The organism is Exiguobacterium acetylicum, assembly GCF_019890935.1.
GTDB lineage: Bacteria > Bacillota > Bacilli > Exiguobacteriales > Exiguobacteriaceae > Exiguobacterium_A > Exiguobacterium_A abrahamii.
Map to the genome: position 1 here is coordinate 809,596 of NZ_CP082333.1, position 24,303 is coordinate 833,898.

26 protein-coding genes are annotated in these 24,303 nt (G+C 47.6%); 23 read left to right on the forward strand and 3 right to left on the reverse strand.

The features are described 5' to 3' along the window. Positions 1–205: 205 nt before the first annotated feature. Together K7G97_RS04185 and K7G97_RS04190 are read left to right on the forward strand one after the other, a co-directional pair. Positions 206–2,506 carry a glycoside hydrolase family 65 protein gene (locus tag K7G97_RS04185; RefSeq protein ID WP_223041433.1) on the forward strand — a complete coding sequence of 767 codons (2,301 nt, stop codon included), beginning with the start codon at positions 206–208 and terminating at the stop codon, positions 2,504–2,506. Positions 2,507–2,692: 186 nt separating this feature from the next. Beyond that, the gene (locus K7G97_RS04190) at positions 2,693–3,544 is read left to right on the forward strand and encodes a YitT family protein (RefSeq protein WP_023467413.1); all 852 of its coding nucleotides are present in this window, start codon (positions 2,693–2,695) and stop codon (positions 3,542–3,544) included. Between the two features lie 46 nt (positions 3,545–3,590). On the opposite strand, the gene K7G97_RS04195 is transcribed toward K7G97_RS04190, so the two are convergent. Beyond that, on the reverse strand, positions 3,591–4,400 hold the full coding sequence (locus K7G97_RS04195; protein WP_223041434.1) for a Cof-type HAD-IIB family hydrolase: 810 nt from the start codon (positions 4,398–4,400) through the stop codon (positions 3,591–3,593). A 198-nt stretch (positions 4,401–4,598) separates the two neighbouring features. On the opposite strand from K7G97_RS04195, the gene K7G97_RS04200 reads away from it, so the two are divergent. The 15 genes from K7G97_RS04200 (at position 4,599) to K7G97_RS04270 (ending at position 16,923) form a co-directional block, all read left to right on the forward strand. Beyond that, the gene (locus tag K7G97_RS04200) at positions 4,599–4,793 is read left to right on the forward strand and encodes a YjzD family protein (protein WP_023467415.1); all 195 of its coding nucleotides are present in this window, start codon (positions 4,599–4,601) and stop codon (positions 4,791–4,793) included. 63 nt (positions 4,794–4,856) lie between these two features. After that, a complete protein-coding gene (gene iadA, locus K7G97_RS04205) occupies positions 4,857–5,990 on the forward strand; it encodes a beta-aspartyl-peptidase (protein ID WP_223041435.1) in 1,134 nt (377 codons plus the stop codon). 13 nt (positions 5,991–6,003) lie between these two features. Beyond that, positions 6,004–6,492 (forward strand): thioredoxin family protein, encoded by a 489-nt coding sequence (locus tag K7G97_RS04210; protein ID WP_050677692.1) that lies wholly within the window; start codon positions 6,004–6,006, stop codon positions 6,490–6,492. Beyond that, positions 6,485–7,264 (forward strand): phosphatidylserine decarboxylase, encoded by a 780-nt coding sequence (locus K7G97_RS04215; RefSeq protein ID WP_223041436.1) that lies wholly within the window; start codon positions 6,485–6,487, stop codon positions 7,262–7,264. Before K7G97_RS04210 ends, K7G97_RS04215 begins: the two co-directional genes overlap by 8 nt. Positions 7,265–7,314: 50 nt before the next feature. After that, positions 7,315–8,664: an ArsB/NhaD family transporter gene (locus K7G97_RS04220; RefSeq protein ID WP_223041437.1), complete on the forward strand. Its 1,350-nt coding sequence runs from the start codon at positions 7,315–7,317 to the stop codon at positions 8,662–8,664. Between the two features lie 136 nt (positions 8,665–8,800). Beyond that, the gene (locus K7G97_RS04225) at positions 8,801–9,385 is read left to right on the forward strand and encodes a YqeG family HAD IIIA-type phosphatase (RefSeq protein ID WP_023467420.1); all 585 of its coding nucleotides are present in this window, start codon (positions 8,801–8,803) and stop codon (positions 9,383–9,385) included. Between the two features lie 143 nt (positions 9,386–9,528). Further along, positions 9,529–10,638 (forward strand): ribosome biogenesis GTPase YqeH, encoded by a 1,110-nt coding sequence (yqeH, locus tag K7G97_RS04230; protein ID WP_023467421.1) that lies wholly within the window; start codon positions 9,529–9,531, stop codon positions 10,636–10,638. Continuing rightward, entirely contained in the window at positions 10,638–11,426 is a 789-nt protein-coding gene (gene aroE, locus K7G97_RS04235; protein ID WP_058265063.1) for a shikimate dehydrogenase, read from the forward strand. The genes yqeH and aroE overlap by 1 nt, the downstream gene beginning before the upstream one ends. Positions 11,427–11,428: 2 nt before the next feature. After that, on the forward strand, positions 11,429–11,722 hold the full coding sequence (gene yhbY / locus K7G97_RS04240) for a ribosome assembly RNA-binding protein YhbY (protein WP_023467424.1): 294 nt from the start codon (positions 11,429–11,431) through the stop codon (positions 11,720–11,722). Further along, complete coding sequence (gene nadD, locus K7G97_RS04245) at positions 11,719–12,288, forward strand: nicotinate-nucleotide adenylyltransferase (RefSeq protein ID WP_223041438.1); 570 nt, start codon at positions 11,719–11,721, stop codon at positions 12,286–12,288. Before yhbY ends, nadD begins: the two co-directional genes overlap by 4 nt. Beyond that, entirely contained in the window at positions 12,278–12,853 is a 576-nt protein-coding gene (yqeK, locus tag K7G97_RS04250; RefSeq protein ID WP_223041439.1) for a bis(5'-nucleosyl)-tetraphosphatase (symmetrical) YqeK, read from the forward strand. The genes nadD and yqeK overlap by 11 nt, the downstream gene beginning before the upstream one ends. Continuing rightward, positions 12,850–13,197, forward strand: a complete 348-nt coding sequence (gene rsfS, locus K7G97_RS04255) for a ribosome silencing factor (protein ID WP_023467427.1) — start codon at positions 12,850–12,852, stop codon at positions 13,195–13,197. Before yqeK ends, rsfS begins: the two co-directional genes overlap by 4 nt. Then, positions 13,197–13,925, forward strand: a complete 729-nt coding sequence (locus tag K7G97_RS04260) for a class I SAM-dependent DNA methyltransferase (RefSeq protein WP_058704798.1) — start codon at positions 13,197–13,199, stop codon at positions 13,923–13,925. The genes rsfS and K7G97_RS04260 overlap by 1 nt, the downstream gene beginning before the upstream one ends. Before the next feature lie 227 nt (positions 13,926–14,152). Then, positions 14,153–14,761: a helix-hairpin-helix domain-containing protein gene (locus K7G97_RS04265; RefSeq protein ID WP_223041440.1), complete on the forward strand. Its 609-nt coding sequence runs from the start codon at positions 14,153–14,155 to the stop codon at positions 14,759–14,761. After that, the gene (locus tag K7G97_RS04270) at positions 14,761–16,923 is read left to right on the forward strand and encodes a DNA internalization-related competence protein ComEC/Rec2 (protein WP_223041441.1); all 2,163 of its coding nucleotides are present in this window, start codon (positions 14,761–14,763) and stop codon (positions 16,921–16,923) included. Before K7G97_RS04265 ends, K7G97_RS04270 begins: the two co-directional genes overlap by 1 nt. A 36-nt stretch (positions 16,924–16,959) precedes the next feature. On the opposite strand, the gene K7G97_RS04275 is transcribed toward K7G97_RS04270, so the two are convergent. Further along, the gene (locus K7G97_RS04275) at positions 16,960–17,121 is read right to left on the reverse strand and encodes a YqzM family protein (protein WP_023467431.1); all 162 of its coding nucleotides are present in this window, start codon (positions 17,119–17,121) and stop codon (positions 16,960–16,962) included. A 97-nt stretch (positions 17,122–17,218) separates the two neighbouring features. Between K7G97_RS04275 and holA the strand changes: the two genes are divergently transcribed. Continuing rightward, entirely contained in the window at positions 17,219–18,223 is a 1,005-nt protein-coding gene (gene holA, locus K7G97_RS04280; protein ID WP_231681748.1) for a DNA polymerase III subunit delta, read from the forward strand. 13 nt (positions 18,224–18,236) lie between these two features. Next, positions 18,237–18,680, forward strand: coding sequence for a GNAT family N-acetyltransferase (locus tag K7G97_RS04285; RefSeq protein WP_262415792.1), 444 nt, complete (start codon positions 18,237–18,239; stop codon positions 18,678–18,680). 126 nt (positions 18,681–18,806) lie between these two features. Here the strand turns inward: K7G97_RS04285 and rpsT are convergent, their stop codons facing one another. Continuing rightward, on the reverse strand, positions 18,807–19,067 hold the full coding sequence (rpsT, locus tag K7G97_RS04290) for a 30S ribosomal protein S20 (protein ID WP_023467434.1): 261 nt from the start codon (positions 19,065–19,067) through the stop codon (positions 18,807–18,809). A 232-nt stretch (positions 19,068–19,299) separates the two neighbouring features. Between rpsT and lepA the strand changes: the two genes are divergently transcribed. The 4 genes from lepA to grpE all read left to right on the forward strand — a co-directional run bounded on the left by lepA (position 19,300) and on the right by grpE (position 24,260). Next, complete coding sequence (lepA, locus tag K7G97_RS04295; protein ID WP_023467435.1) at positions 19,300–21,123, forward strand: translation elongation factor 4; 1,824 nt, start codon at positions 19,300–19,302, stop codon at positions 21,121–21,123. Between the two features lie 58 nt (positions 21,124–21,181). After that, positions 21,182–22,327 carry a radical SAM family heme chaperone HemW gene (hemW, locus tag K7G97_RS04300; protein WP_223041442.1) on the forward strand — a complete coding sequence of 382 codons (1,146 nt, stop codon included), beginning with the start codon at positions 21,182–21,184 and terminating at the stop codon, positions 22,325–22,327. A gap of 304 nt (positions 22,328–22,631) precedes the next feature. Further along, positions 22,632–23,678 carry a heat-inducible transcriptional repressor HrcA gene (hrcA, locus tag K7G97_RS04305; protein ID WP_262415793.1) on the forward strand — a complete coding sequence of 349 codons (1,047 nt, stop codon included), beginning with the start codon at positions 22,632–22,634 and terminating at the stop codon, positions 23,676–23,678. Between the two features lie 24 nt (positions 23,679–23,702). Continuing rightward, entirely contained in the window at positions 23,703–24,260 is a 558-nt protein-coding gene (grpE, locus tag K7G97_RS04310; RefSeq protein ID WP_223041443.1) for a nucleotide exchange factor GrpE, read from the forward strand. The last annotated feature ends 43 nt before the right edge of the window (positions 24,261–24,303 follow it).

Here is a 24,303-nt window from a genome sequence, read left to right on the forward strand (position 1 = left end):
GATTGGTTTAAAAATAGACTTTTTTTGATTCAAATGGCTATCGATTTCTAGTAAAAGGAAGCGGTTGCAGAAAAAGAAATTTATTTTCGTGCAAACGATTGCATTGATGCTTTTTATGTGTACAATAAAGAATGTATAGTATAGATGAAACGCTTACATGATCAGGGTGACCGACATGCGTAGCATAAAAAGGAGCGACTTGACGATGAAACGACTTTTTGAGGTCAATGAGTGGAAAATTACAGAGCTTGGTTTTCATCCAGAAGATAATCGATTGGCAGAATCGATGACATCGATCGGAAACGGTCATATGGGAATGCGCGGGACGTTTGAAGAAGAATACACAGGGGACACGCATCAAGGCATGTATGTCGCAGGTGTTTACTATCCGGATAAGACACGTGTCGGCTGGTGGAAAAACGGTTATCCGGAGTACTTCGCGAAAGTACTCAATGCTGTCAATATCATGGGATTGAAAGTATCCGTCAACGGAAAAGCTGTTGACTTGAACACGTGGGAAGTCATCGACTTCAAACGCGAACTTGATATGCAACACGGTGTGTTGACACGGACGATGCTATTGAAGAATGGGGTAGAGGAAACGAAAGTCGAATCCAAGCGTTTCTTCTCGATCGTCGATAAAGAAATCGCTGCCTTGCAATATACGGTGACACCTGTCAATTTTGAAGCAGAAATCGTCATTGAATCGTATCTCGATGCAGATGTTGAAAATGAAGACTCGAACTATGACGAGAAGTTCTGGCTTCCTGTCGAACACGGAATTGAAGAACGGTTTGGTTATGTCACATCAAAAACGAAAAAGCTCGATTGGCATGTGACAGCAGCGATGATCACGGATGTCGAAGGCGCACAGTGCGAAGTCGTCGATGGCAATACGCAGTACGTCGCGAATCGTTTCACGAAACAAGCCGCAGTCGGAGAAGGCGTCACAGTCGAAAAATTCGTCGCACTCGTAACGAATCGCGATCATGACATCGATGCGTTACTGGAGCAAGCGATGAAACGGGTTCACGTCGCATTCGAATCAGGATTTGAATCGTTGCTTGCGACACATGAAGCAGCGTGGTTGCACCACTGGGAAGAAGCGGATGTGAAGATTGAAGGGGATGTCGAGGCACAGCAAGGGATTCGTTTCAACATCTTCCATATGTTCCAGACCTACACAGGTGAAGACTCACGCCTAAACATCGGACCAAAAGGCTTCACGGGCGAGAAGTATGGTGGTGCGACGTATTGGGATACAGAAGCGTACTGCTTGAACTTCTACCTTGCGACGTCGAAACCGGAAGTGGCTTGGAATTTACTCAAGTATCGCCACAATCAATTACCGCAAGCAAAAGAAAATGCGGATAAGAATGTCGGCATGAAGGGTGCACTTTATCCGATGGTAACGATGAACGGAGAAGAGTGTCACAACGAGTGGGAAATCACACATGAAGAAATTCACCGGAACGGTGCAATCGCGCATGCGATTTATAATTACACGAATTACACGGGAGACACATCGTACCTCGGACAATACGGATTTGAAGTATTAGTCGAGATTTCCCGTTACTGGGCAAGCCGTGTCAATTACGTGGCGCATAAGGACGTCTATATGATTCTTGGCGTGACGGGACCGAACGAATATGAGAACAACGTCAACAACAACTGGTATACGAACCTAATTGCGGCTTGGTGTCTCGAATATACGCAGACTGTTCACCGTCATTTAGCACAAGAAGAGCCAGAACGTTTGCAAGAACTCATGCATCAATTAGCGTTGACGGATGAGGAACTGGCAAAGTGGGCAGATATCGATGCGAAGATGTATTATCCAAAAGATGAGGCAGCACCAGGAATCTTCATGCAACAAGATGGCTTCATGGATAAGGAACAAATCTTGGTCGCTGACCTCGATCCAAAACATCTCCCGCTAAACCAGAATTGGTCATGGGACCGGATCCTTCGCTCTGTCTTCATCAAACAGGCAGATGTCTTACAAGGTCTTTACTTCTTGACGGATCGCTTCAGTGTAGAAGAGAAAAAAGCGAACTTCGATTTCTATGAACCACGCACGGTTCACGAATCGTCATTATCACCATGTATCTACTCGATCATTGCGGCGGAAGTCGGCTATGAGGAAAAAGCGGTCGAACTGTACCAACGTTCAGCACGACTTGATCTTGATAACTACAACAATGATACGGAAGACGGATTACACATCACGTCGATGGTTGGATCATGGATGTCGATCGTCCACGGATTCGCCGGATTACGGGTGGCGAACGATACGTTATCCTTTAAGCCGATGTTGCCAAAAGGCTGGACGAGCTATACATTCCGGATGCAATGGCGCGGTCATCATATCCATGTCCATGTACAGCCAAATGCCGTCGAAATCGCCCAAACAGAAGGCGAAGCATTCAGCTTAAACGTTCATGGAACAACTGTAGAAGTTCCGGCAGGAGGACAGATTACAGTTCCTGCTTCGATGACAGTATAAGAGAGAAAAAGAACCGATGTTTGAGTCGGTTCTTTTTTTGTGTGTAACAAGAAGCAGGACACCTTTGTCACAAATGAAAACGCCATCATGAAAAAGAACATCAATCTTTGGAAATCTTGACTATCCGGCGACATTTGAATGTGCTAAAGTGTTTCAAGATAGTTATGAATGAGAGGAGAACGGCGTGTGACAGCAGTAGTAAAGGAAAGTATGTTAAAAGTGATCGTGGCATCGATTGGGGGATTCGTCATTGCCGTTGCCATGAACTGGTTTTTGATTCCGAGTGGGGTCTATTCGACAGGATTTACAGGACTTGCCCAAATCCTGACGCAAGTCCTTCAAAATACAGCATTTGCGTTTGGGGAAAACGTCTGGTTCTTGGCGTTGAACATCCCTTTAATCGTGCTCGCATGGATCATGTTAGGTCGAAGTTTTACAATCATTACGTTGGTTTCGGTCTTGGCAACGACGATTTTCATTGGTCTTATTCCTCAATACGCTGTCATACCAGGTGATCAAACACTGAATGCAGTGTTTGGAGGGGTTTTGCTTGCGATTGGTACCGGTATCACGATTAAGTTCGGTGCTTCGACGGGTGGTTTCGATATCGTTGCCCTCATCTTTGCCCGTTTCTCCGATCGCAGTGTCGGCTTGTATCTGTTCGTCTTGAATTTCTTAATCGCCTTATTAGCAGGCGCATTGTTCGGTTGGTCGACTGCTTTGTATACGATCGTCTTCATCTACGTGACGTCTAAGGTCGTCGATGAGATTCATACGAGCAATCAGCGCCTGACGATCTTCATCGTCACGAATCATGCGGATGACATCACGACGGCTTTGCATCAGCATATCATCCGAGGAATCACGCAAATTCCTTCGATCGGTACGTATTCTCGAGCTGAAAAAGCGACGTTGATGATGGTCATCGAGCGTCACGAATTGCGGGACATTGAACGGATTTGCCGGGAAGCGGACGAGACGGTCTTCATCAACGTCGTCGCAACGGACTCGGTCGTCGGATACTTCCGAAAAGGATAATGAAAAAGGCACTTCTGCAACATGCAGAAGTGCCTTTTATCTGTTTTCATGCGAGTCCAAGGACGTGTCTCAAGTAATACGCGATTCCGTCATCCTCATTTCGCTTCGTCGTGCCGTTTGCCAGATACTTCAGCGCGGGGATGGCATTACCCATCGCGACACCATGTCCAGCATACTCGATCATCTCTAAATCGTTTTCCTCATCACCAAACGCAACGATCTGTCGCGAATCAATTCCAAGGTGTTGGGCGATATGAGCAAGACCGACCGCTTTGCTTGTACCTTTACGCATCACTTCGACCATGAATTCAGGCTTCACCCATTGACGATTGAGTACCGTCTCAGCATGAATGCCAGATAGTTCGGAGCGGATCTCATCGACATGTTCTCCTTTGGCATGAATTAAAAGAGATGTTGGTTCATGCATAAGCACCTTTCGTAAATCTCCGGTCGTGACGGATAAGGCATGGTCGGTATAAAATTCGTAAATGCCGACCGGGTCATATTGAAAATAGACATGATCCGTGACTTCGCAGACGATATTTTGTGTTTTCGTCTCAGCGACAGATTCTAAAATATGTTGAACAGTTTTTAATGGAATCGGATGATGCTGGACTTCAAAGTGATTATCTTGCGGGTGATGAACGAGACCACCGTTAAAATTAACGATCGGTGTCGTCAAACCGAGTTGTTCGTAATATTTCCTGGCGTGACGAAATGGTCGTCCGGTTGCAATGACGACTTCGTGACCGTTAGCACGTGCACGCTGGAGTGCAGCGATGTTCGCAGCGCTGATTGTCTTATCATCTTTTAAAAGGGTGCCGTCGAGATCGACAGCGATTAAGTGACGGGTCATGATGAAATCCTCCGCTTTCTTTTCGTTAATTCTACTGTAGCATATGAAGCGATTGTCCTTCGTATGAAACGATTAAGTTTTTCAAGGAAAAGAAAGCGCTTGAAAAAATTAGAGAAAAGCTGTTGCTTGGATTAAAAAATGGTATACTACAAATCGTAGGATAACTCTATAGTACGTTATGGAAACGGAGGGGAAATCATGCGTTTTCTCGTTACATTCTTTTGGTCATTCTTACTCGTGAACACGGCTGTGTTCATCGTATCGGCAGTTGATGCAGTAACGTATAGCTTCGGATTCGCGACAGCTATGTCTGTCGTCACTTCACTTGTCGTCTTCGCACTCGATGCTGTCAATGAAGATTTAGGTCTTGGTCAAGGGACTAAGGCAGAATAAGGAAAAGCGAGATGTCGTCACATGGGCGATAGGCTCGCTTTTTGTCTTAAGGAGGAATGATCGATGATCGTCATCGAACAGGTTCTGTGGCAAGAGATGCCGCAAAATGTCTACATCGCAGGGAATCAGATCATCGGAATCGGTTCCTACACCATAGATGAAGCACTCATTACGCACCGGATTGATGGTCGCAACAAACGGCTAGTCCCCGGATTCATCGACGGACACTTACATCCGATCGGTGGAGGAGGAGAAGGCGGATTTGCCACGCGAACGGCTCCGTTGACTGTTCGCGACATATTCGAAGGCGGTGTCACGACGGTCGTCGGATTACTCGGAACGGACGGCTGGACGCGAACAGGAATTGACCTACTGGCACACATACGGGGATATGCTGCATCTGGTATCCGTCCCTTTCTATTAAGCGGAAGTTATATGGTTCCGCCGGTCTTCCTGACGCAATCGACAGGACATGATATCGTCCTCATCAATGAAGTGATCGGTATCGGAGAGATTGCCATCAACGATCACCGATCGACACAACCGACGGCTCATGAACTCGCGCGATTAGCGTCAGAAGCCCGAATTGCCGGCATGGTCAAAGGTGTGTCGGGAACGATGAACGTCCATATCGGAGACGGGAAACAAGGGCTCGATCTATTACATGAAGTGATCGACACGACCGATCTACCGATTCAACAATTCCTTCCGACACATATCAATCGGAGTGAACGGATTTTTGAGGCAGGACTCGCCTGGGCGAAACGGGGAGGACGGATCGATTTTACGACGTGTACGACGGAAAGCTTCATTGCGGAAGGCGAGATTCCAGCAGGACAGGCTGTTGTTCGTGCTTTAGCAGTGGGAATTCCACCCGAACAGATCACGATGTCGAGCGACGCTGGCGCAAGTCTTCCGGCATTTGATGAGGCAGGTCGATTAGTGCGAATTGATACAGGAAAACCCTCTTCCTTGATGCAAGCCGTACGCGATGCAGTGGAGCAGGGTGTTGCTTTTGATCAGGCAATCGCGACGATCACGCGACATGTCGCGGATGCATATGGTATACCGGGCGGACGAATCGCGGTTGGAGAACGAGCGGATCTGTTACTGATTGATGACGCTTTGCAAATCGATACGATTCTTGCGAATGGTCATGCTATAATGGTTCAGAAAAAATGGCTAATACCAGAATGACGGAGGGATAGACGTGTCAAAGAAGTCGAAACGTAAAAACACGAAAAAACCGCAATCCAAGGCGAATTGGATTACAGCGGGAGTCATCGCCTTGATCGTATTGGTGGGAGGATTACTTCTTGTCTTCACGGATCGAGAAGATTCTGCATCGAAGAATGGCAATCTAACGGCTACACAAGTCGCAGATAAAGTAAAATCCGGTGATGAATTCTATACGTATTTCTATCAAACGGGTTGTTCCCACTGTGAAAAAGTAAAACCATATCTTGTTCCGCTTGGTGAAAAACAAGACATTCCGTTCGAACAGATCGATCTTGCTGTCGAGCAGTCGGCTTGGGATACGTTTGGCATCGAGGGTACACCAACTGTCGTTCACTTTAAAGACGGTAAAGAAGTCGGACGCGTAGCAGGTGAACAAACAGAAGACAGCTATAAAGAGTTCTTCGCTGGAAAAGACGTAAAGGACTCAAAAGAAGAATCATCTGGTGATCTCAATGATTAAAAGATGGTTTTACTCTCGCGTGTTCGAATTAAATGGACACCCGCTTGTTGCCAAACAACTGAAACGTTTTGCGATGAGCCGTATCAGTCGTCCGTTCATCCGTCCGTTCGTTCAGGCATACGATTTAAATATGACAGAAGCGACTCAGAATTTAGAAGCGTATTCGAGTTTACATGACGTTTTCATTCGTCATGTCAAACCGGAAATGCGACCGATCGATCAAGCAGAAGGTGCATTCGTCAGTCCGTGTGACGGTGTATTGTCTGTCGTTGACGATTTGACGGCTGATAGTCGCTTTACTGTCAAAGGACAGTCGTATACGGTATCCGAGTTACTTGGTTCCCATCACGAGGCACAGCAATATGTTGGTGGACGTGTGATGATCTTTTACTTAAGTCCGCAAAACTATCATCGTGTTCATGTGCCGATGGATGGAACAGTCCGGACGAGTTATACGCTCGGTCGCGATTCAGCACCGGTAAATGAGATTGGTCTCACACATGCGCTTCGTCCATTGACGCGGAACTACCGTCGCGTGACGCGCATCGTCCAAGGGAAACATGCACTTGAACATGTCATGGTCGGTGCACTCAACGTCAACTCGATCGTTCGGACGAACGAGTCAAAGGAGCTTCGTCGCGGGGATGAGTTCGGATACTTCTCATTCGGTTCAACGGTCGTCTTAATCTGTCCGAAAGATGCATTGACGTTAGACAGTCAAGCGATCGGACCAGTTTTAATGGGGCAGCGTCTCGGACAATGGCATTCATGAAAGCGAGGCGCCCGTTCGGGGCGTCTCCTTACGTTTAGGAGGTATGAATCATGCCGGCACTGGCATTAGCAGAAATCGGAAGTACACAGGTCCAGACGTATATCGCACTCATCATTTTTTTAGTGACCTATGGCTTCATCATCAGTGAAAAAGTAAGTCGGGCGATCGTCGCCTTGCTTGGAGCGCTCGCGATGGTCATCATCGGTATCGTGGACCTTGAGACCGCATTGTTTGAATACATTGAATGGGGAACGATCGTCTTATTGATCGGCATGATGATTCTCGTCACGATTGCCAACCAATCTGGCTTGTTCGAATACATCGCAATCCGCGCTGCGAAGACGACGAAAGGTGATCCGATCAAGGTACTGATTTTACTGTCCGCATTGACGGCACTTGGATCGGCATTCCTTGATAACGTCACGACGGTCTTATTGATCGTTCCGATCACGTTCTCGATTACGAAGATACTGAAAATCGCGCCGTTTCCGTTCTTGCTCGCAGAAGTCCTATTTGCGAATATCGGTGGGACGGCGACGTTGATCGGGGATCCACCGAACATCATGATTGGTGCTGCGAATCCACACTTGACGTTTAATGCCTTTTTAATGAATCTCGCACCGATCATCCTGATCATTACGATCGTCACGATCGGCATCCTGTATTTCATCTTCCGGAAGCAATTGCATGTCGAAGCAGAAGATCGACAAAAATTGATGGAAATCGATGAGAAGAGTTATATCGTTAGTCGAAAATTGGTCACGCGAAGTAGTATCGTGCTCGTCAGTACGATTGCGTTGTTCGTATTGCATCCGCTGCTTGATCGCATCGGGCTCCATCTCGAAGCACCAGCGATCGCGATTCTTGGAGCGACGATCCTGATGTTGCTGACGATTGAAAACGATCATCAGCTAGAAGGAATCTTTGCTCGTGTTGAATGGACGACGATCTTCTTCTTCGCCGGACTATTCGTGCTCGTCGGCGGGATTCAAGAAGCAGGTATCATTCGCTACCTTGCTGAAAAGACGATTGATCTGACAGGCGGTGACATTCAGACGACAGCGACTGCTGTTCTTTGGTTGTCTGGTATCGCCAGTGCGACGATCGATAATATCCCGTTCGTTGCGACGATGATTCCACTCATCAATGATGTAGCTGCTGGAATTGGATTATCACCAGCAGATGCGAAAGTGGACGTATTATGGTGGTCCCTCGCACTCGGTGCCTGTCTCGGTGGTAACGGAACATTGATCGGTGCATCGGCGAACGTCATTGTCGCGGGTCTCGCGACACGACAAGGTGAAAAATTCACCTATATGCGCTTTTTGATTTACGGAGCACCGATCACGATTGTGACGTTGATTCTATCCCAACTCTATTTGTGGATTCGGTATTACTAAGAAAACGGAAGGTCCGCCTTCCGTTTTCTTTTGTTCGTCGCTCTTACTACCTGATTGTGCTATAATCGAACGATAAGAGCATAACTGTTTCTTAAACTTAACTATAGAGCTAGACCATTATCTGGAGGTTTTATTCTTGTTCAAACGACTTTATCCGAAACATTTCGTGGCTTCGATCTACGATATCGACCTTGAAATGCTCAAACGAAACGGTGTCAAAGCGATTTTGACCGATCTTGATAATACGCTCGTCGCATGGAATATCGCAGATGCTCCAGACGAATTGGTTGCTTGGCTGGATATGGTGAATAATCAATATGGTTTCGACGTCATCATCGTATCGAACAATAACGGAGACCGCGTCAAGAAGTTTGCGGATCCACTCGGATTGCATTATATTGCGCCTGCTCGAAAACCGCTTCCTATCGGGTTTAAACGGGCATTGACGGAATTCGGTTATCACGCGAAGGAAGTTGTCTTCTTAGGAGACCAACTCTTCACGGATGTACTCGGTGCAAACTCCGTTGGAATCGAAGTCATCCACGTTCAACCTGTCGTTAAGACGGACGGTGTCGTCACGAAATTCAATCGCCTGATGGAACGTGTCATTTTCCGCCGGATGAAACGCAAAGGAATCTATAAATTGACACAACGCGTCAAGGAAGATCCTTCTGCACTGGAGCATCCGATCGAAACACTTCGTCAGGATAAGCAACAATAACCCTGTCAGATCGGTAGATGAAAGGGAAGGCAGCAGTCGCAACATGTACGGCGAGAGGTCGGAAGTTACGCTCTTGGAGTAGCGAGCAGGGCGCTACGGTGAAAAGAGAAGGGATATCGTTCCCGCATGCGGCTCAACATAATATGATCGAAGAAATCCACTGCGCTGGCTGTGGTGTCGCCATTCAAACGGAAGACACAAAAGCACCAGGATACGCACCTAAATCTGCACTTGATCGTGAAATGGTCATTTGCCAACGTTGCTTTAAATTAAAGCACTACAATCAAATTCAAGATGTATCGTTATCGGACGATGATTTCGTTAAAATCTTAGACGGAATCGGTCAAAAAGATGCACTTGTCGTTAAAATCGTTGATATCTTCGATTTTAATGGAAGTTGGTTACCGGGATTACATCGGTTTGTCGGTAAAAACGATGTCTTACTCGTCGGGAACAAAGCCGATTTATTACCGAAGTCACTCAACCCGAACCGCCTCATGAACTGGATGCGTCAAGCATCGAAAGAGCTTGGATTACGTCCAGTTGACGTTCATCTGATCAGTGCGAAAAAGGGGCACGGAGTTGATGAACTCGCTGAAAAAATCGATTATTATCGAAAAGGTCGCGACGTCTATGTCGTTGGTTGTACGAACGTCGGTAAATCGACACTGATCAACCAAGTCATCAAACGCTTCGGTGAAGAAGATGAAGCCGTCATCACGGTCAGTCACTTCCCAGGAACGACACTCGACTTGATCGACATTCCACTCGACGATAACTGTAACTTGTATGATACACCAGGGATCATCAATCATCATCAGATGGCTCACTATGTTGATGCAAAGGACTTGAAGCTGATCACACCGAAAAAAGAGATCAAGCCACAAGTCTTCCAAATCCATCCGCAACAGACACTCTTCTTCGGAGGTCTTGCACGATTGGACTATATGGAAGGGAACAAGCGTTCATTCGTCATCTATATGTCGAACGAATTGAAAGTTCACCGGACGAAGCTTGAAAAGGCAGACGATTTATATGCGAACCACAACGGTGAGCTATTGTCTCCGCCAAACGAAAAGACGCGTGAGATGCTACCGCCGCTTGTCCGTCATGAATTCAGCCTCCGTGACAACATGAAGACGGATATCGTCTTCAGTGGACTCGGGTGGGTTGCGGTTCACGGAAAAGGTGGACGTGTCGCTGCTTACGCCCCGAAAGGTGTCGCTGTATCCTTACGTGAGGCGCTCGTCTGATGCGCTTTGCCGTCATCGGTCATCCGATTGCCCATTCACTTTCACCTGAGCTGCATACAGCTTGGCTGGAAGCGGCTGGGCTTTTCGGCTGTTATGACCTCATCGATGTAACGGAGCAGCAATTGCCGCAAATCATTACGAAATTACGTACACATCAGCTAGACGGAATCAATGTGACGATTCCGCATAAAACAGCAATCATTCCGTATCTGGATCGTCTAGAGCCGGCAGCTCAAAAAGCAGGCGCCGTGAATACGGTATATCGGCAGGATGGGCAGTTGATTGGTGCGAATACAGATGGAATCGGATTCGTCCGCGCGTTGACAGAACGTCGTCCGTCATTTCAAAAGACGCTCGTTCTTGGTGCGGGCGGTGCGGCGCGAGGCATCATTGCTGCGTTGCCCGGAGATGTGACGATCACGAATCGTACAGAAGAACGCTCTAAGGCAGTTGCCGATGAATTCGGAGCAACCGTTCTACCATGGCAAGAAACATTTGATTTAACGAGTTACGACGTCATCATCAATACGACTTCTGTCGGGATGGCGCCACATATCGAGGCACGTCCGATCGAATTGACGGAGACGCACGCCTTGATTTGTGATATTATTTATCGACCGACGCCGACCCGTCTATTACGTGAAGCGACCGAAAAAGGTCTCGACACTCTTGACGGCGTCCCGATGTTCGTCTTACAAGCGGCTGAAGCATTTGAACGCTTCACCGGACAAGCACCTGACCTTGCACTTGGCGAGCAGGTGATACGAAAGCAATTGGAGGAATTTTAATCATGTTAACAGGTAAACAAAAACGTTTTTTACGCGCGACAGCTCACGATTTAAACCCGATTTTCCAAGTCGGTAAAAATGGAGTCGGCGAAGCGATGTGCGCTGATTTGATGGATGCGCTCGAAAAACGGGAACTCTTGAAAGTACAAGTATTGCAAAATTGTGCGGACGCGCCGAAGGATGTCGCACAAGAACTCGTCGCAGGAACGAATGCTGAACTCGTTCAAGTCATCGGAAAAGTCATCGTTCTCTATAAAGAATCAAAAGAGAACAAGACGCTCGAATTGCCACGATGAAAATCGGACTGATGGGCGGAACGTTCGATCCTCCGCATATCGGTCATCTCCTGATTGCCGAACAAGCGCAGGAACAACTCGAACTCGATGCGGTCTGGTTCGTACCAGCGAATGTGCCACCGCATAAACAACGTACAGTCACAGACGCAACCAAGCGTTTACGCCTTGTAGAAGAAGCAATTGCATTGAATCCGACCTTTTCCGTCTCAGCAATCGAGTTTGAGCGCGAAGAGCCTTCCTATACGTATGATACGATTCGTGCACTCAAGCACCGGTACCCGGAGCATGAATTTCTGTTTCTCATTGGAGCAGATTCACTCGTGAGTCTCGATACGTGGTATCAAGCCGAACGGTTATACGAGGAAGTCGTCTTTGGTGCCGTCGCTCGACCGGGCAGTCGGTATCTGATTCCACGTGGTGCCCGTGTGAAAGCGGTCGATATGCCATTGCTAGAAATTTCTTCGACGGATATCCGGCAACGGGTCGCGCGCGGACGGAGCATTCGCTACCTTGTACCGGAAGCCGTTCGACAACGGATTGAGGAGTGGAATCTATATGCGCCTTGAAGAAGCACGACAAATCATTGAGCGTACGTTGCCTGAGCGACGCTATGTGCACACATTAGGTGTCGTCGAGACAGCACGACACTTGGCTCTTAAATATGGTGTTGACGAAGAAGAAGCAACGCTTGCTGCTATGCTTCATGATTATGCGAAATACCGCGATACGAATGAGATGCGTTCGATTGCCGTTGAATTGAATCAACGTGTTTTACTCGATTATGATGACGAACTGCTTCATGCGCCAGTGGGTGCGGAGCTTGTCCGTCGAGAACTTGGTCTTGATTCAGAAGTGATTTATCAGGCCATCGCAAATCACACGACGGGGGCACCCGGTATGCCGTTGCTCGATCAAATCATCTTCGTCGCGGATGCGATTGAACCAAATCGCAGTTATCCAGGTGTCGAAGCGCTTCGTGAAGTAGCGGAGCAGGATTTAACGGACGCCGTCATCGCGACACTCAGTCAGACGATTCATTTTTTATGTAAAAAACAAGCCATCATCTTTCCGCGTACGATTGAGACGTATAATGCCTTCGTCGCGGCCAAACGAAAGGGGACCGTCCTATGACAGTCGAACAAGAATTACAATTAATCGTAAATGCCATCGACGATAAACGCGCTGAAGATATCGTCGTCCTGAATATGTCGAGCATCTCACCAGTTGCCGACTACTTCGTCATCTGTGAAGGGAATTCAGAAAAACAAGTACAGGCAATCGCACGTGAACTCAAAGAAGTCGCGCACGAACATAACCTGCCGATCAAACGTCTCGAAGGATTCGATGCGGCACGTTGGGTGTTAGCGGATCTTGAAAACGTCGTCGTTCACGTCTTCCACCGTGACGATCGTGATTACTATAATCTCGAAAAACTCTGGGCAGATGCTCCAAAGGTTGAAGTCGAGGTCAACTAATGGCATACGAACAGTTCGCCTACATCTATGATGAATTGATGCAAGACGTCCCGTACGATCAATGGGTCGACTGGGTCAAAGCATACGTTCCGACTGGAAGTACGATTGCTGATATCGGATGTGGAACAGGTACGGCGACGCTTGCATTAGCGGCACACTATGAGATGCTCGGAATCGATTTATCGGAAGAGATGCTCGAAGTCGCGCAGGAAAAAGCGATGGAAGAGGGATTACGCATTCAATTCTGGGCGCAAGACATGCGCGAAATCGAATTGCCGACACCTGTCGATGCCGTGACGATCCTATGCGACTCCTTGAACTATCTCCGGACGGAAGAGGATGTCAAACAGACGTTTACACATGTAGCAGCAATCCTCAAAGAGGGTGGACGTCTCTTATTTGATACACACTCTCCTTACAAGATGGAAACGTTGTTCAATGGAAAGACGTACGCGACACATGCGGAGCAAAGTTCGTATATCTGGTTCGCGGATCCTGGTGAAGCACCGCTTTCTGTCGTCCATGAACTGACTTTCTTCATCGAGGAAGAGGACGGTCGCTATGAACGTGTCGATGAAACGCATCATCAGCGGACGTATCCTCCGGCACAGTACGTGACGTGGTTACGCGACGCCGGATTCCGGGTTCTCGCGGTCACAGGCGATTTTGGACCGGATGCTCCTTCTGAGACAGCCGAGCGGATTTTCTTCGTTGCTGAAAAAATGTAAAAGTGATCTCATCCGTTTTCTTTAAGCGATACACGTTCGTGTTGCTTGAAGGAGACGGATTTTTTGTTCGTCAAACAGATGCTAATTCAAGTAATGGTATGGATGATATGACCTTCATCCGACATAACATACCGTATCGTGTTGTAAAAGAGTGGTTAGTGCGTATTCCTTCGTTTCCTGAAGTCCGTAGCGACCTGTTAGAGTCGTGGGAAAAGGAGGGATTCGTCTTGACCGTTCCACGTTTGCAACAGATTGCAGGTCTCGTCGTCGTCCTGCTACTCATCATTTTATTGTTCGTACCATTACCCTCTTGTTCGAATGAAGCGATGGTCGATCAACCGTCCTTAACGGATAGACAACAAGAGGCAAAAGCAGAGCCAGCAGAAAAGGAGACCTCGATTCGTGACAAACTCATCATGGTCGATGTGAAAGGAGCGGTAGAAGCACCTGGACCCTATCAATTCCACCTCGGTGATCGAGTGAAGGATGCCATCGAAAAAGCAAAGACGACTGAGAAAGCTGACATTCGACAAATGAATCTCGCGGCACGCCTCATTGATGGACAGGAGGTCATCGTGCCGGTAAAAAAGACGAAAAATCAGCCGAAACCAACGAAACGCTCAAAAGCAGAGATACCGAAAGGATTGATTGACCTCAATGCGGCAACGGCGGAACAATTGATGGAGGTTCCGGGAATCGGTCCTGCAAAAGCAGAAGCAATCTTGGCCTATCGTGAGGAGAAGGGAGGATTTGCGACGTATGAATCACTCGGAGATGTGAAGGGATTTGGGGAAAAGACGTTAGAATTGCTAAAATCCTACCTGATCGTCTACTGATGCCACTTCATGCGCTGTTCGTCCTTTTATTCATTGTCGCCATTAAAGAATCGATTTGGTGGTTAGTGTTCCTGATGCTCTTTGCGATCATGAAGTCATGGTCTTTTTCAATCGGTCGTCTCTTCTTCTTGTTCATTCTGAGTTGTCTATTCATCGGAATGGGTCATCTGTCACCTGAACCGCACGACGTCTCGTCTGTTGACATCTTATCAGGGAAGCGTAATGGGGATCGAATTCGCTATGAGGCGGAGAGCAACGGTCAATCGGTTCTATTGACAGCAACAATTGCAGAAGAAGAGACAGGATACGAACGAATCGGATACTCCTGTCGCGTCACTACGGAACCGCTTGATGTCCGCCAGCAATCGAATGCGGGAGGTTTTGACGAACTGCAATTCATGCATACACATCGTTACGCTGGAAAGTGGGAAGTTCGTTCGTTTGATTCCTGTCATCCGACACCTGGGTATGCGGCAGAAGGAAGACGGGTACGTCAAGCATGGTTGAAACGGATTGAAGACTTGTTACCACAAAAGCAAGCATTCTACGTCGAAGCACTTGTATTTGGTGAGGATCGATTAATGGATCAAGTGACCCTCGAACGGTTTAAGAAATTCGGCTTATTACATGCGATCGTCATTTCAGGATCACATATCGCTTTTTTAGTGTTTAGTCTGCTGTATGTCTTACGAAAAATCAGAATGACAAAAGAAAAACGACTTGATATCGTTCTGATCTTACTACCGATTTACGGATGGTTGACGGAGTGGAGTCCACCGGTCACGCGGGCTGTGCTCGTCGCGATCATTCTGTTGCTCGGTCGTCGTTTCCACAAACCGTTAGATCCTTTGGAGGTCATTGCGGGGGTCGCGGCTTTTCAATTGGCGATTCAACCAACTGTCATTTACGATATCGGATTTCAATTGACGGTCGGACTGACGCTTTTTCTTGTGCTGTCGAGACGACTCATGGGTTCGGTTCGTCGTCCTTGGAACTGGCTGCTTATCAGTGCTTGGGCACAGTTTGGAACACTCCTCTTTTTACAGGTTATTGAACAGACGACGGTTTCAATTTGGTCGCCATTCTTGAACTTATTGATTGGTGGCTGGATTGAGTGGGTGATTCTGCCGGGATCTTTCCTCCTTGCGACGCTTCCGTTTTTACCGCTCAGTTCGACGTTTCAGATCGCGCATCAGTACGCGATTCAATGGATGGACCAAGCGTTACGACTGGCGGAGGATCTACCGTTAGCAATGGTTGCCGTTCCAGCATTTTCTCCGATCGTCTTGACAATCGTCGTTGTCGGAACAGGAATCGCTTGGTATATTGCTGAACGGAGATGGTGGGGGCATGCACTCCCGCTGATTCTTTTGCTTACGGCATGGGGTTACACGGAGTGGCGCGCATCTGAACAAATCACGTTTTTAGATGTCGGGCAAGGGGATAGTATCGTACTTGAGAAAGCAGGAGAGACGTTCGTCATAGACACAGGTGGTGTTTATCAGCAAACGACGCATCCACTGCTCCGTCCGTTTGATCCGGGTAGTCATATCGTCGCGCCCTTTTTATTCACACGAGGAGAAGCAGAAATCGACGGTCTCATCGTGACGCATGCTGATCATGATCACGTCGGTGGACTTCTAGGATTACTGCGTCAAGTTCGCGTGAAAACCATTTATTTAGGTGCGTATGACAACACGGATGAGAAGCGAAACGATTTGATTCGTTCGATCGAAGCAACTGGAACGCGTGTCGAGTTCGTTCAAAAGGGGCAAACGATTCGTCCTTGGTTGCATGTACTTGCACCGACTGAACGAAAAGAAGAAGAGAACGATCGATCTATCATATTACTTGCACAGATCGCCAAACAACGTGTTTTACTGACGGGTGACGCTGGACTAGCAATCGAGGACGAGTTAACGATTGGTCCGATCGATATTCTAAAAGCAGGTCATCATGGTTCGAACACGTCGACCGGTGAAGAACTCTTGCAGAAGACGAACCCGAAGATTGTCATCTTGTCAGTCGGGCGAAAAAATCGATACGGGCATCCGCATCCGGACGTGCTTGAGCGAATCGGGACAGATCGGATCGTCTTTCGAACGGATGAGGACGGGAGTGTAACTTGTTCTTCAGCGGGCTGTGAACCTATGATAAAATAAAAAAACAGCAACCCCCCAAGGTTGCTGTTTTACTGATTATAGACTTAAGAACTTAATTGCGACACCGATGATGAACAAGACTGCGAAGAAGCCGAATGATGCACCAAAACCAACGGCAGAGTCGAGCGCATCGTTGCGTTTTGATTGAATATCGTTCTCGAACGCGTTTTCACTTGGTGGGCGTACTGAATGTGCCATGCTGCATTCCCCCTTAATAGATTCCGCTTCTAGTATAGCGGAATAAAAGAGGATTATCTATGATGAAGTTAAGAACAAACTGTGAAATGTGGTGGGAATGATGAAAACTCCTTGGCTCGTCAACGGAAAATTAGCGAATTTATACTTATTATATGGAACAGAACGACACTTGTTAGAAGAATGGGAACGTGAAATCGTAAAAGCGGCTCTTCCAGACGGAGAACGTTTTGATTATATGAAAATCGATTTGAACGACCAACCGCTTGATGCGGTACTCGATGAAGCGGAGACAGTACCCTTTTTAAGCGACTACCGCGTCGTCGTTGCAAAACCTGCAACGTTTCTGACAGGAGCGAAAGATAAAAAACAACATAACCTCGAACGATTAGCAGATTATATCCTACAACCGGCAGACTACGCGGTCGTTGTCTTGATCGTCGAAGCAGAAAAGCTAGATGAACGAAAAACCGTCGTCAAACGATTGAAGGAGCGCGCGACGGTACTAGAGGCAAAAAAACCGACGACCGAAGAGTTGTTCCGCTTCGTTCTGGATGCTGTCAACGACAAAGGATACCGGATGGAACGTCCGGCAATCGAGCGACTCATTTTTTTGACTGCTGAGATGTGGGGGACATTAGCCCATGAACTTGAAAAGTTGATGTTGTTTGCAGGGGACCGACCAACGATCGAAATCGAAGATGTCGATTTGCTTGTTCCGCGGACACTAGAGGACAACGTCTTTCAATTAACGGACTACTTGATGAAGCGTCAACTCGAACCAGCGATCCGCTTGATTCGCGACCTTGAAAAACAAGGACAGGAAGTGTTGGCTCTCCTTGGGCTGATGGCACGCCAATACCGGATGATGCTGCTGTCGAAACGATTAGCAGAACAAGGATACGGAGAACGACAAATCGCATCAAAAGTCGGAGCTCATCCGTATGCGATTAAATTGGCACTCCAGTCTGCCAAGCGGTTTACGTTTGCGCAGCTCGAGCAAGCACTCATCGCCATCACGACGACAGATGAAGGTATGAAGACAGGACGCGGTGATAAGAAGATTCTATTCGATGCGTTGATTGTTCGCTTAGCGACGCTATAAGAGGAGGCAAACGATGATGGAAGTCCAGATCATTACAGCAGAAGAGGTCATCCCATTACGGCATGATGTGTTACGTCCGCATCAACCACGTGAAGCATGTGTTTATCCAGACGATGCCTTGCCATCGACGTTTCATCTCGGCGGGATAAAAGCACAGCAAATCGTCGCAATTGGTAGTTTCTCGGAACAATCGCATGCACAAGCGCCAGGAGCGACGTATCAGCTTCGTGGTATGGCGTCGAGTGAAGATGTGCGTGGTGAAGGGTATGGTCGGGCGCTGATCGAAGAAGCCCGTCGCCTATTGAAAGAACGACAAGTGACAGCATGGTGGTGTAACGCCCGCGTCACGGCACTTCCTTTTTATGAGCGCCTCGGACTGGAACGTGTTGGAGAACCGTTCCTCATTGAAGGAATCGGTCTTCACTATGTCATGATCGATCGTCTAGACGACAAGTAAGACAAGAAATGGCGGACGAAGGAATCGTTTTACACGAGTCCTTCGTCCGCCATTTTAGATCATATAAAAAATCGCCACTGGAGAACCCTCCTAGTGGCGACCCATCACCGTATTCTTCGGAAAGAATTAAAGTGCGTTTACGAGTTTAGCGAGACGTGATTTGTCACGACCAGCTTTGTTGCTGTGGATGAGACCTTTAGCAGCAGCTTTGTCGATTTTTTTAGAAGCTGTAGCGAAAGCAAGGACCGCTTGGTCTTTGTTACCTTCAGCTGCGAAAGTTTCGACTGCTTTAATCGCTGAACGCATTGCCGATTTACGTTGTACGTTAGCGACGCGGCGTTTTTCAGCTGTTTTAACGCGTTTGATTGCTGATTTAATGTTAGCCATGGATGATTCACCTCCAATAAAACTCATTCGAGATTTATATTCGCATATCTGCAGTTATCGTTCAACAGAACAAACACAATTGTAGCAAACGTTTTTCTTAAAAGCAATACGACGTCTAGGGAATCTTCACATTTTGTTTTTCGGGTAAAACAAAACGAGATAGTACAGTGAAGCGCTTTTTGGTATAATGAACCGTATGTACGTTTGAAAATAAGGTAAGGTGACTCTAAACATGACGAATGAAGACCGTTTAAAGCGGCAGAAGAGTATTCGTAACTTCTCGATCATTGCCCATATCGATCACGGGAAGTCGACACTCGCTGACCGAATTTTAGAAAAAACTGGCGCGTTGACATCGCGCGAAATGAAAGATCAGACGCTTGATGCCATGGATCTCGAACGTGAGCGTGGCATCACGATTAAACTCAACGCTGTTCAATTGAAGTATACAGCAAAAGATGGGGAAGACTACATTCTTCACCTCATTGATACACCTGGACACGTCGACTTCACATATGAAGTCTCGCGTTCACTTGCAGCTTGTGAAGGGGCTGTCCTCGTCGTCGATGCGGCGCAAGGAATCGAAGCGCAGACGCTTGCGAACGTTTACTTAGCACTCGACAACGATCTCGAAATCCTTCCGATCATCAACAAAATCGATTTACCTTCTGCGGATGTCGAACGCGTCCGTCAAGAAATCGAAGATGTCATCGGACTTGATGCATCTGAAGCCGTTCCGACTTCTGCGAAGGCAGGGATCGGTATTGAAGAAATTCTCGAACAAATCGTCGAGAAAGTACCAGCGCCGACGGGTGATCCGTCTGCACCACTCGAAGCATTGATCTTTGACTCCTATTATGATGCTTACCGTGGTGTCGTAGCATCGATTCGAATCGTCAACGGAACAGTTAAAGTCGGCGACAAGATTCGGATGATGTCGACAGGTAAGGACTTTGAGGTTCTGGAGCTTGCCGTTGCGACACCAAAACCATTACGTCAGCAAGAATTGACGGTGGGTGATGTTGGAACGTTGTCTGCGTCGATCAAAACGGTCGGCGATGTACGTGTCGGGGATACGATCACGCTTGCGAAACAGCCGGCTACTGAAGCACTGCCAGGATACCGGAAGATGAATCCGATGGTGTACTGTGGACTCTATCCAATCGATGCTGCGAAATACAACGATTTACGAGAAGCGCTTGAAAAACTACAACTCAGTGACGCGGCGCTTGAGTTCGAACCAGAGACATCACAAGCACTCGGATTCGGATTCCGTTGTGGATTCCTTGGGATGCTCCACATGGAAATCATCCAGGAGCGGATCGAACGTGAGTTCAACATCGATATGATCACGACGGCACCATCGGTTATCTATCACGTGACGACGACAGCGGGTGAAGTCTTGCACGTCGATAACCCATCGAAGATGCCGGATCAGCAAAAAGTCGAATTCATCGAAGAGCCGTTCGTTAAGGCTGCTGTCATGACACCAAATGATTACGTCGGTGCGATCATGGAATTGTGTCAGAAGAAGCGTGGGACATTCGTTGACATGCAATATATCGATACGACACGTGTCAAAATCACGTATGAGTTACCGTTATCTGAGATCGTCTACGACTTCTTCGATCAGTTGAAATCGAGTACGAAAGGGTATGCGTCACTTGATTATGAATTGATCGGCTACCAACAGTCGCGTCTCGTCAAGATGGACATCCTGCTCAACAACGAGAACGTCGATGCGCTCAGCTTCATCGTTCACCGTGACTTTGCGTACGAACGCGGGAAAGTCATCGTTGATAAGTTGAAAGAATTGATTCCGCGGATGCAGTTTGAAGTGCCGATCCAAGCAGCAGTCGGAACGAAGATCGTCGCTCGTTCGACGATTAAGGCATTACGGAAGAACGTTCTCGCGAAATGTTACGGGGGAGATATCTCTCGTAAACGGAAGCTGCTCGAGAAGCAAAAAGAAGGTAAGAAACGCATGAAGATGGTAGGCTCAGTAGAGGTACCGCAAGAAGCCTTCATGTCCGTTCTATCCATGGACGAAGATTAAACAGGTGGGGGGCGCTTGCGTCCCCTTTTTGGTTTTTATAGAGAAAGGATGAGGCGAAATGGGAATACGCGCCGCATATGTCCACATCCCTTTTTGTGAACATATTTGTTATTACTGTGATTTCAATAAAGTCTTTTTAAAGAATCAGCCCGTCGATGAATACCTCGATGCGCTCGAACGCGAAATCGAACTGACGTTGAAACAATACCCGACGGATCATCTCGAGACGATCTTCATCGGTGGCGGCACACCAACCGCTTTGAATGAACCACAGATGCAACGGTTGATGGAAATCATCCAGAAGCACTTGTTGCCACTGACAGGCGATGATTTAGAGTACACGGTCGAGTCGAACCCGGACGGTGTATCGGAAGAGAAACTCGATATCATGAAAGCGGGCGGTGTCAACCGCGTCAGTTTTGGTGTCCAATCATTTGATGACGGGTTGCTCGAACGCATCGGTCGGACGCACCGGGAAGCGAAAGTCGCGCAGACGCTCGACGCAGCAGCAAAACGGTTTGATAACATCTCCGTCGACTTGATGTTCGGCTTACCGAATCAGACGCTCGATCAGGTCCGCTACGACGTCTCGCGGGCGCTTCAATTACCGATCACGCATATCTCTTCTTATTCATTAATCTTAGAACCGCATACGGTCTTTGCAATTCAAGAGCGAAAAGGAAAGTTACCGCTACCGACGCAAGATCTCGAGGCAGAGATGTATCAAGTGATGATTGATACGATCGAAGCAGGTGGATATGCGCAGTATGAGATCTCGAACTTCGCGCAAACAGGAAAAGAGAGTCGTCATAATCGCGTCTACTGGGAAAACGATGAGTACTACGGATTCGGTGCAGGATCACACAGCTATATCAATCAGACGCGTCGTGCGAACATCGCACCAATTCCGCACTATATCAAGGCGGAAGGGTTACCGGTTCGAAAAGAGACGCCGTTAACGAACGTAGAGCGGATGGAAGAAGAGATGTTCCTCGGACTTCGAATGAAGGATGGCGTATCACTCGAACGTTTCCGGACGAAATATGGAGTAGCGTTTAAAGATGTGTTTGGTGAAGTCATGAAACGTTTATTGCCAAACGGTCTCGTCGAACAGACGGAGACACATATCCGTTTGACGCCTGCTGGAGTTCCATTAGCGAACGAAGTCTTTGCGGAGTTCATCGGTGAAGCGCAGGTTCAATGAATCTTGAATAAATGAAAGGAAGCGGTGTTCCCTTAAAAAAGAGGAATACCGCTTCTTTTCATTTTTTGGATTTCCTTAAAAAATAGGCAGTCGTTCCGATGACCGCGATGAACAGCCAGACAAAGACTCCTGCCATTGCCAATAATTCAATCATCCGATTCATCCTTTCCGTTCTTTGTTTCACTGTATCGCAGAATGGGAAACTGTTCAAAGGGTCACGCAATTCGGTTGACATCGGACGGACAATTCCTTATAGTAAAAGATGTAATTAGCACTCGTTAAAAGTGAGTGCTAACAAAATAAGGTGGTGAAGAAGGTGCTGACGGATCGTCAATTGTTGATTTTACGTGCAATCGTCGATGATTACATTAAGACTGCTCAACCCGTCGGCTCACGGACGCTCTCCAAGCGAGACGACGTGACGTTCAGTTCCGCGACCATTCGTAACGAGATGGCGGACCTCGAAGAGATGGGTCTGATTGAAAAGCCACACACTTCCGCAGGACGGATTCCTTCCGAACTCGGATATCGTTTTTATGTCGACCATCTGATTCGTCCGGAAAGCATCACACCAAAAGAAGCGCAGGCATTGAAATCACTCTTTGCCCATTCCGTGAATGAGAATGATCGGTTGATTCGGCACACAGCAGACCTGTTGAGCGATTTAACCCATTACACGACGCTTGTACTTGGACCAAAAGAAGAAGGACAACGCTTGCATCATCTGGAATTGATTCCTCTTGCCGAAGGTCGTGTCGTCATCGTTCTCGTCACCGAGACGGGACATGTCGAACACAAGACCCTGCAATTGAATCAAGCGTTGTCCCAAGAAGCAGCGAGCCGGCTGATGGAACGTCTGAATCAGACGTTGCGCGGTACGCCGCTCTCAGCCTTGCGCAGTCGTCTGCTCGAGGAAATCCGTCGCTTTCGTTCAGAGCATTCTGAACAGACGGTGTTGCTCTCGAAGGCACTTGATCTCGTCTTGACGGATCAAGAGGAGCGACCGTTCATCTATTTGGGCGGGAAAGCCAACATGTTCGATCAGCCTGAATTTCAGGACGTCGCCAAACTACGACCTGTTCTCGAGTTGATCGAACAGCAAGAAGCCGTTCTCGATTTCCTCCGACCGAATCTCGATAATCAAATCCTGATTACGATCGGGAGTGAGAACAATGTGGATGCATTAAAAGATTGTAGCGTCATCCGGGCCCATTATTCGGTCGACGGTGTCTCGATCGGGACACTCGCCTTGATCGGACCGAAACGGATGGATTACAACCGGGGAATCAACTCGATCATCCATCTACTTCAAGCATTCCAAACCGAATTGCATAAGAACAATTTGGATTGAATATAGAAAGGGGCTCGATTCAGAGTGGAAGAAAAAGAACAGAATCAAAACCTCCAACAAGAAGAAAACGTGACAGAGCCGACTGAAACCGTCGAAGTCACAGAAGAAGAAGTCATCCAAGCGGATCTCGTCGAAGATGAGAAACCAGACTTCGAAGCACAACTCGAAGAAGCGAAAGCTTCAGAATTACGCCTCCGTGCGGATTTTGAGAACTTCAAACGTCGCAACCGTGTCGAAGCAGAGAATCGCGCGAAGTATTCTTCACAAGCCATCGTCGAAAAGCTATTGCCACTCGTCGATAACTTGGACCGTGCGCTCCAAATCGAGACGGAAAACGAAGAAACGAAATCCGTCTTGACGGGTGTCGAAATGGTGAAACGTCAACTCGTCGAAACGCTTCAAAATGAAGGCGTCGTCGAGATTCCAGCTGTCGGTGAAGCGTTCGATCCGAACTTACACCAAGCGGTCGTTCAAGAAGCGAGTGAAGAACACGAATCAGGCGTCGTCATCGCTGAATTCCAAAAAGGGTACAAATTGCACGATCGTGTGATTCGTCCGAGTATGGTTAAAGTAGCTGAGTAATCGGCTTACACTTTATTATTCCAATCATTGAAAGCGAGGAAAT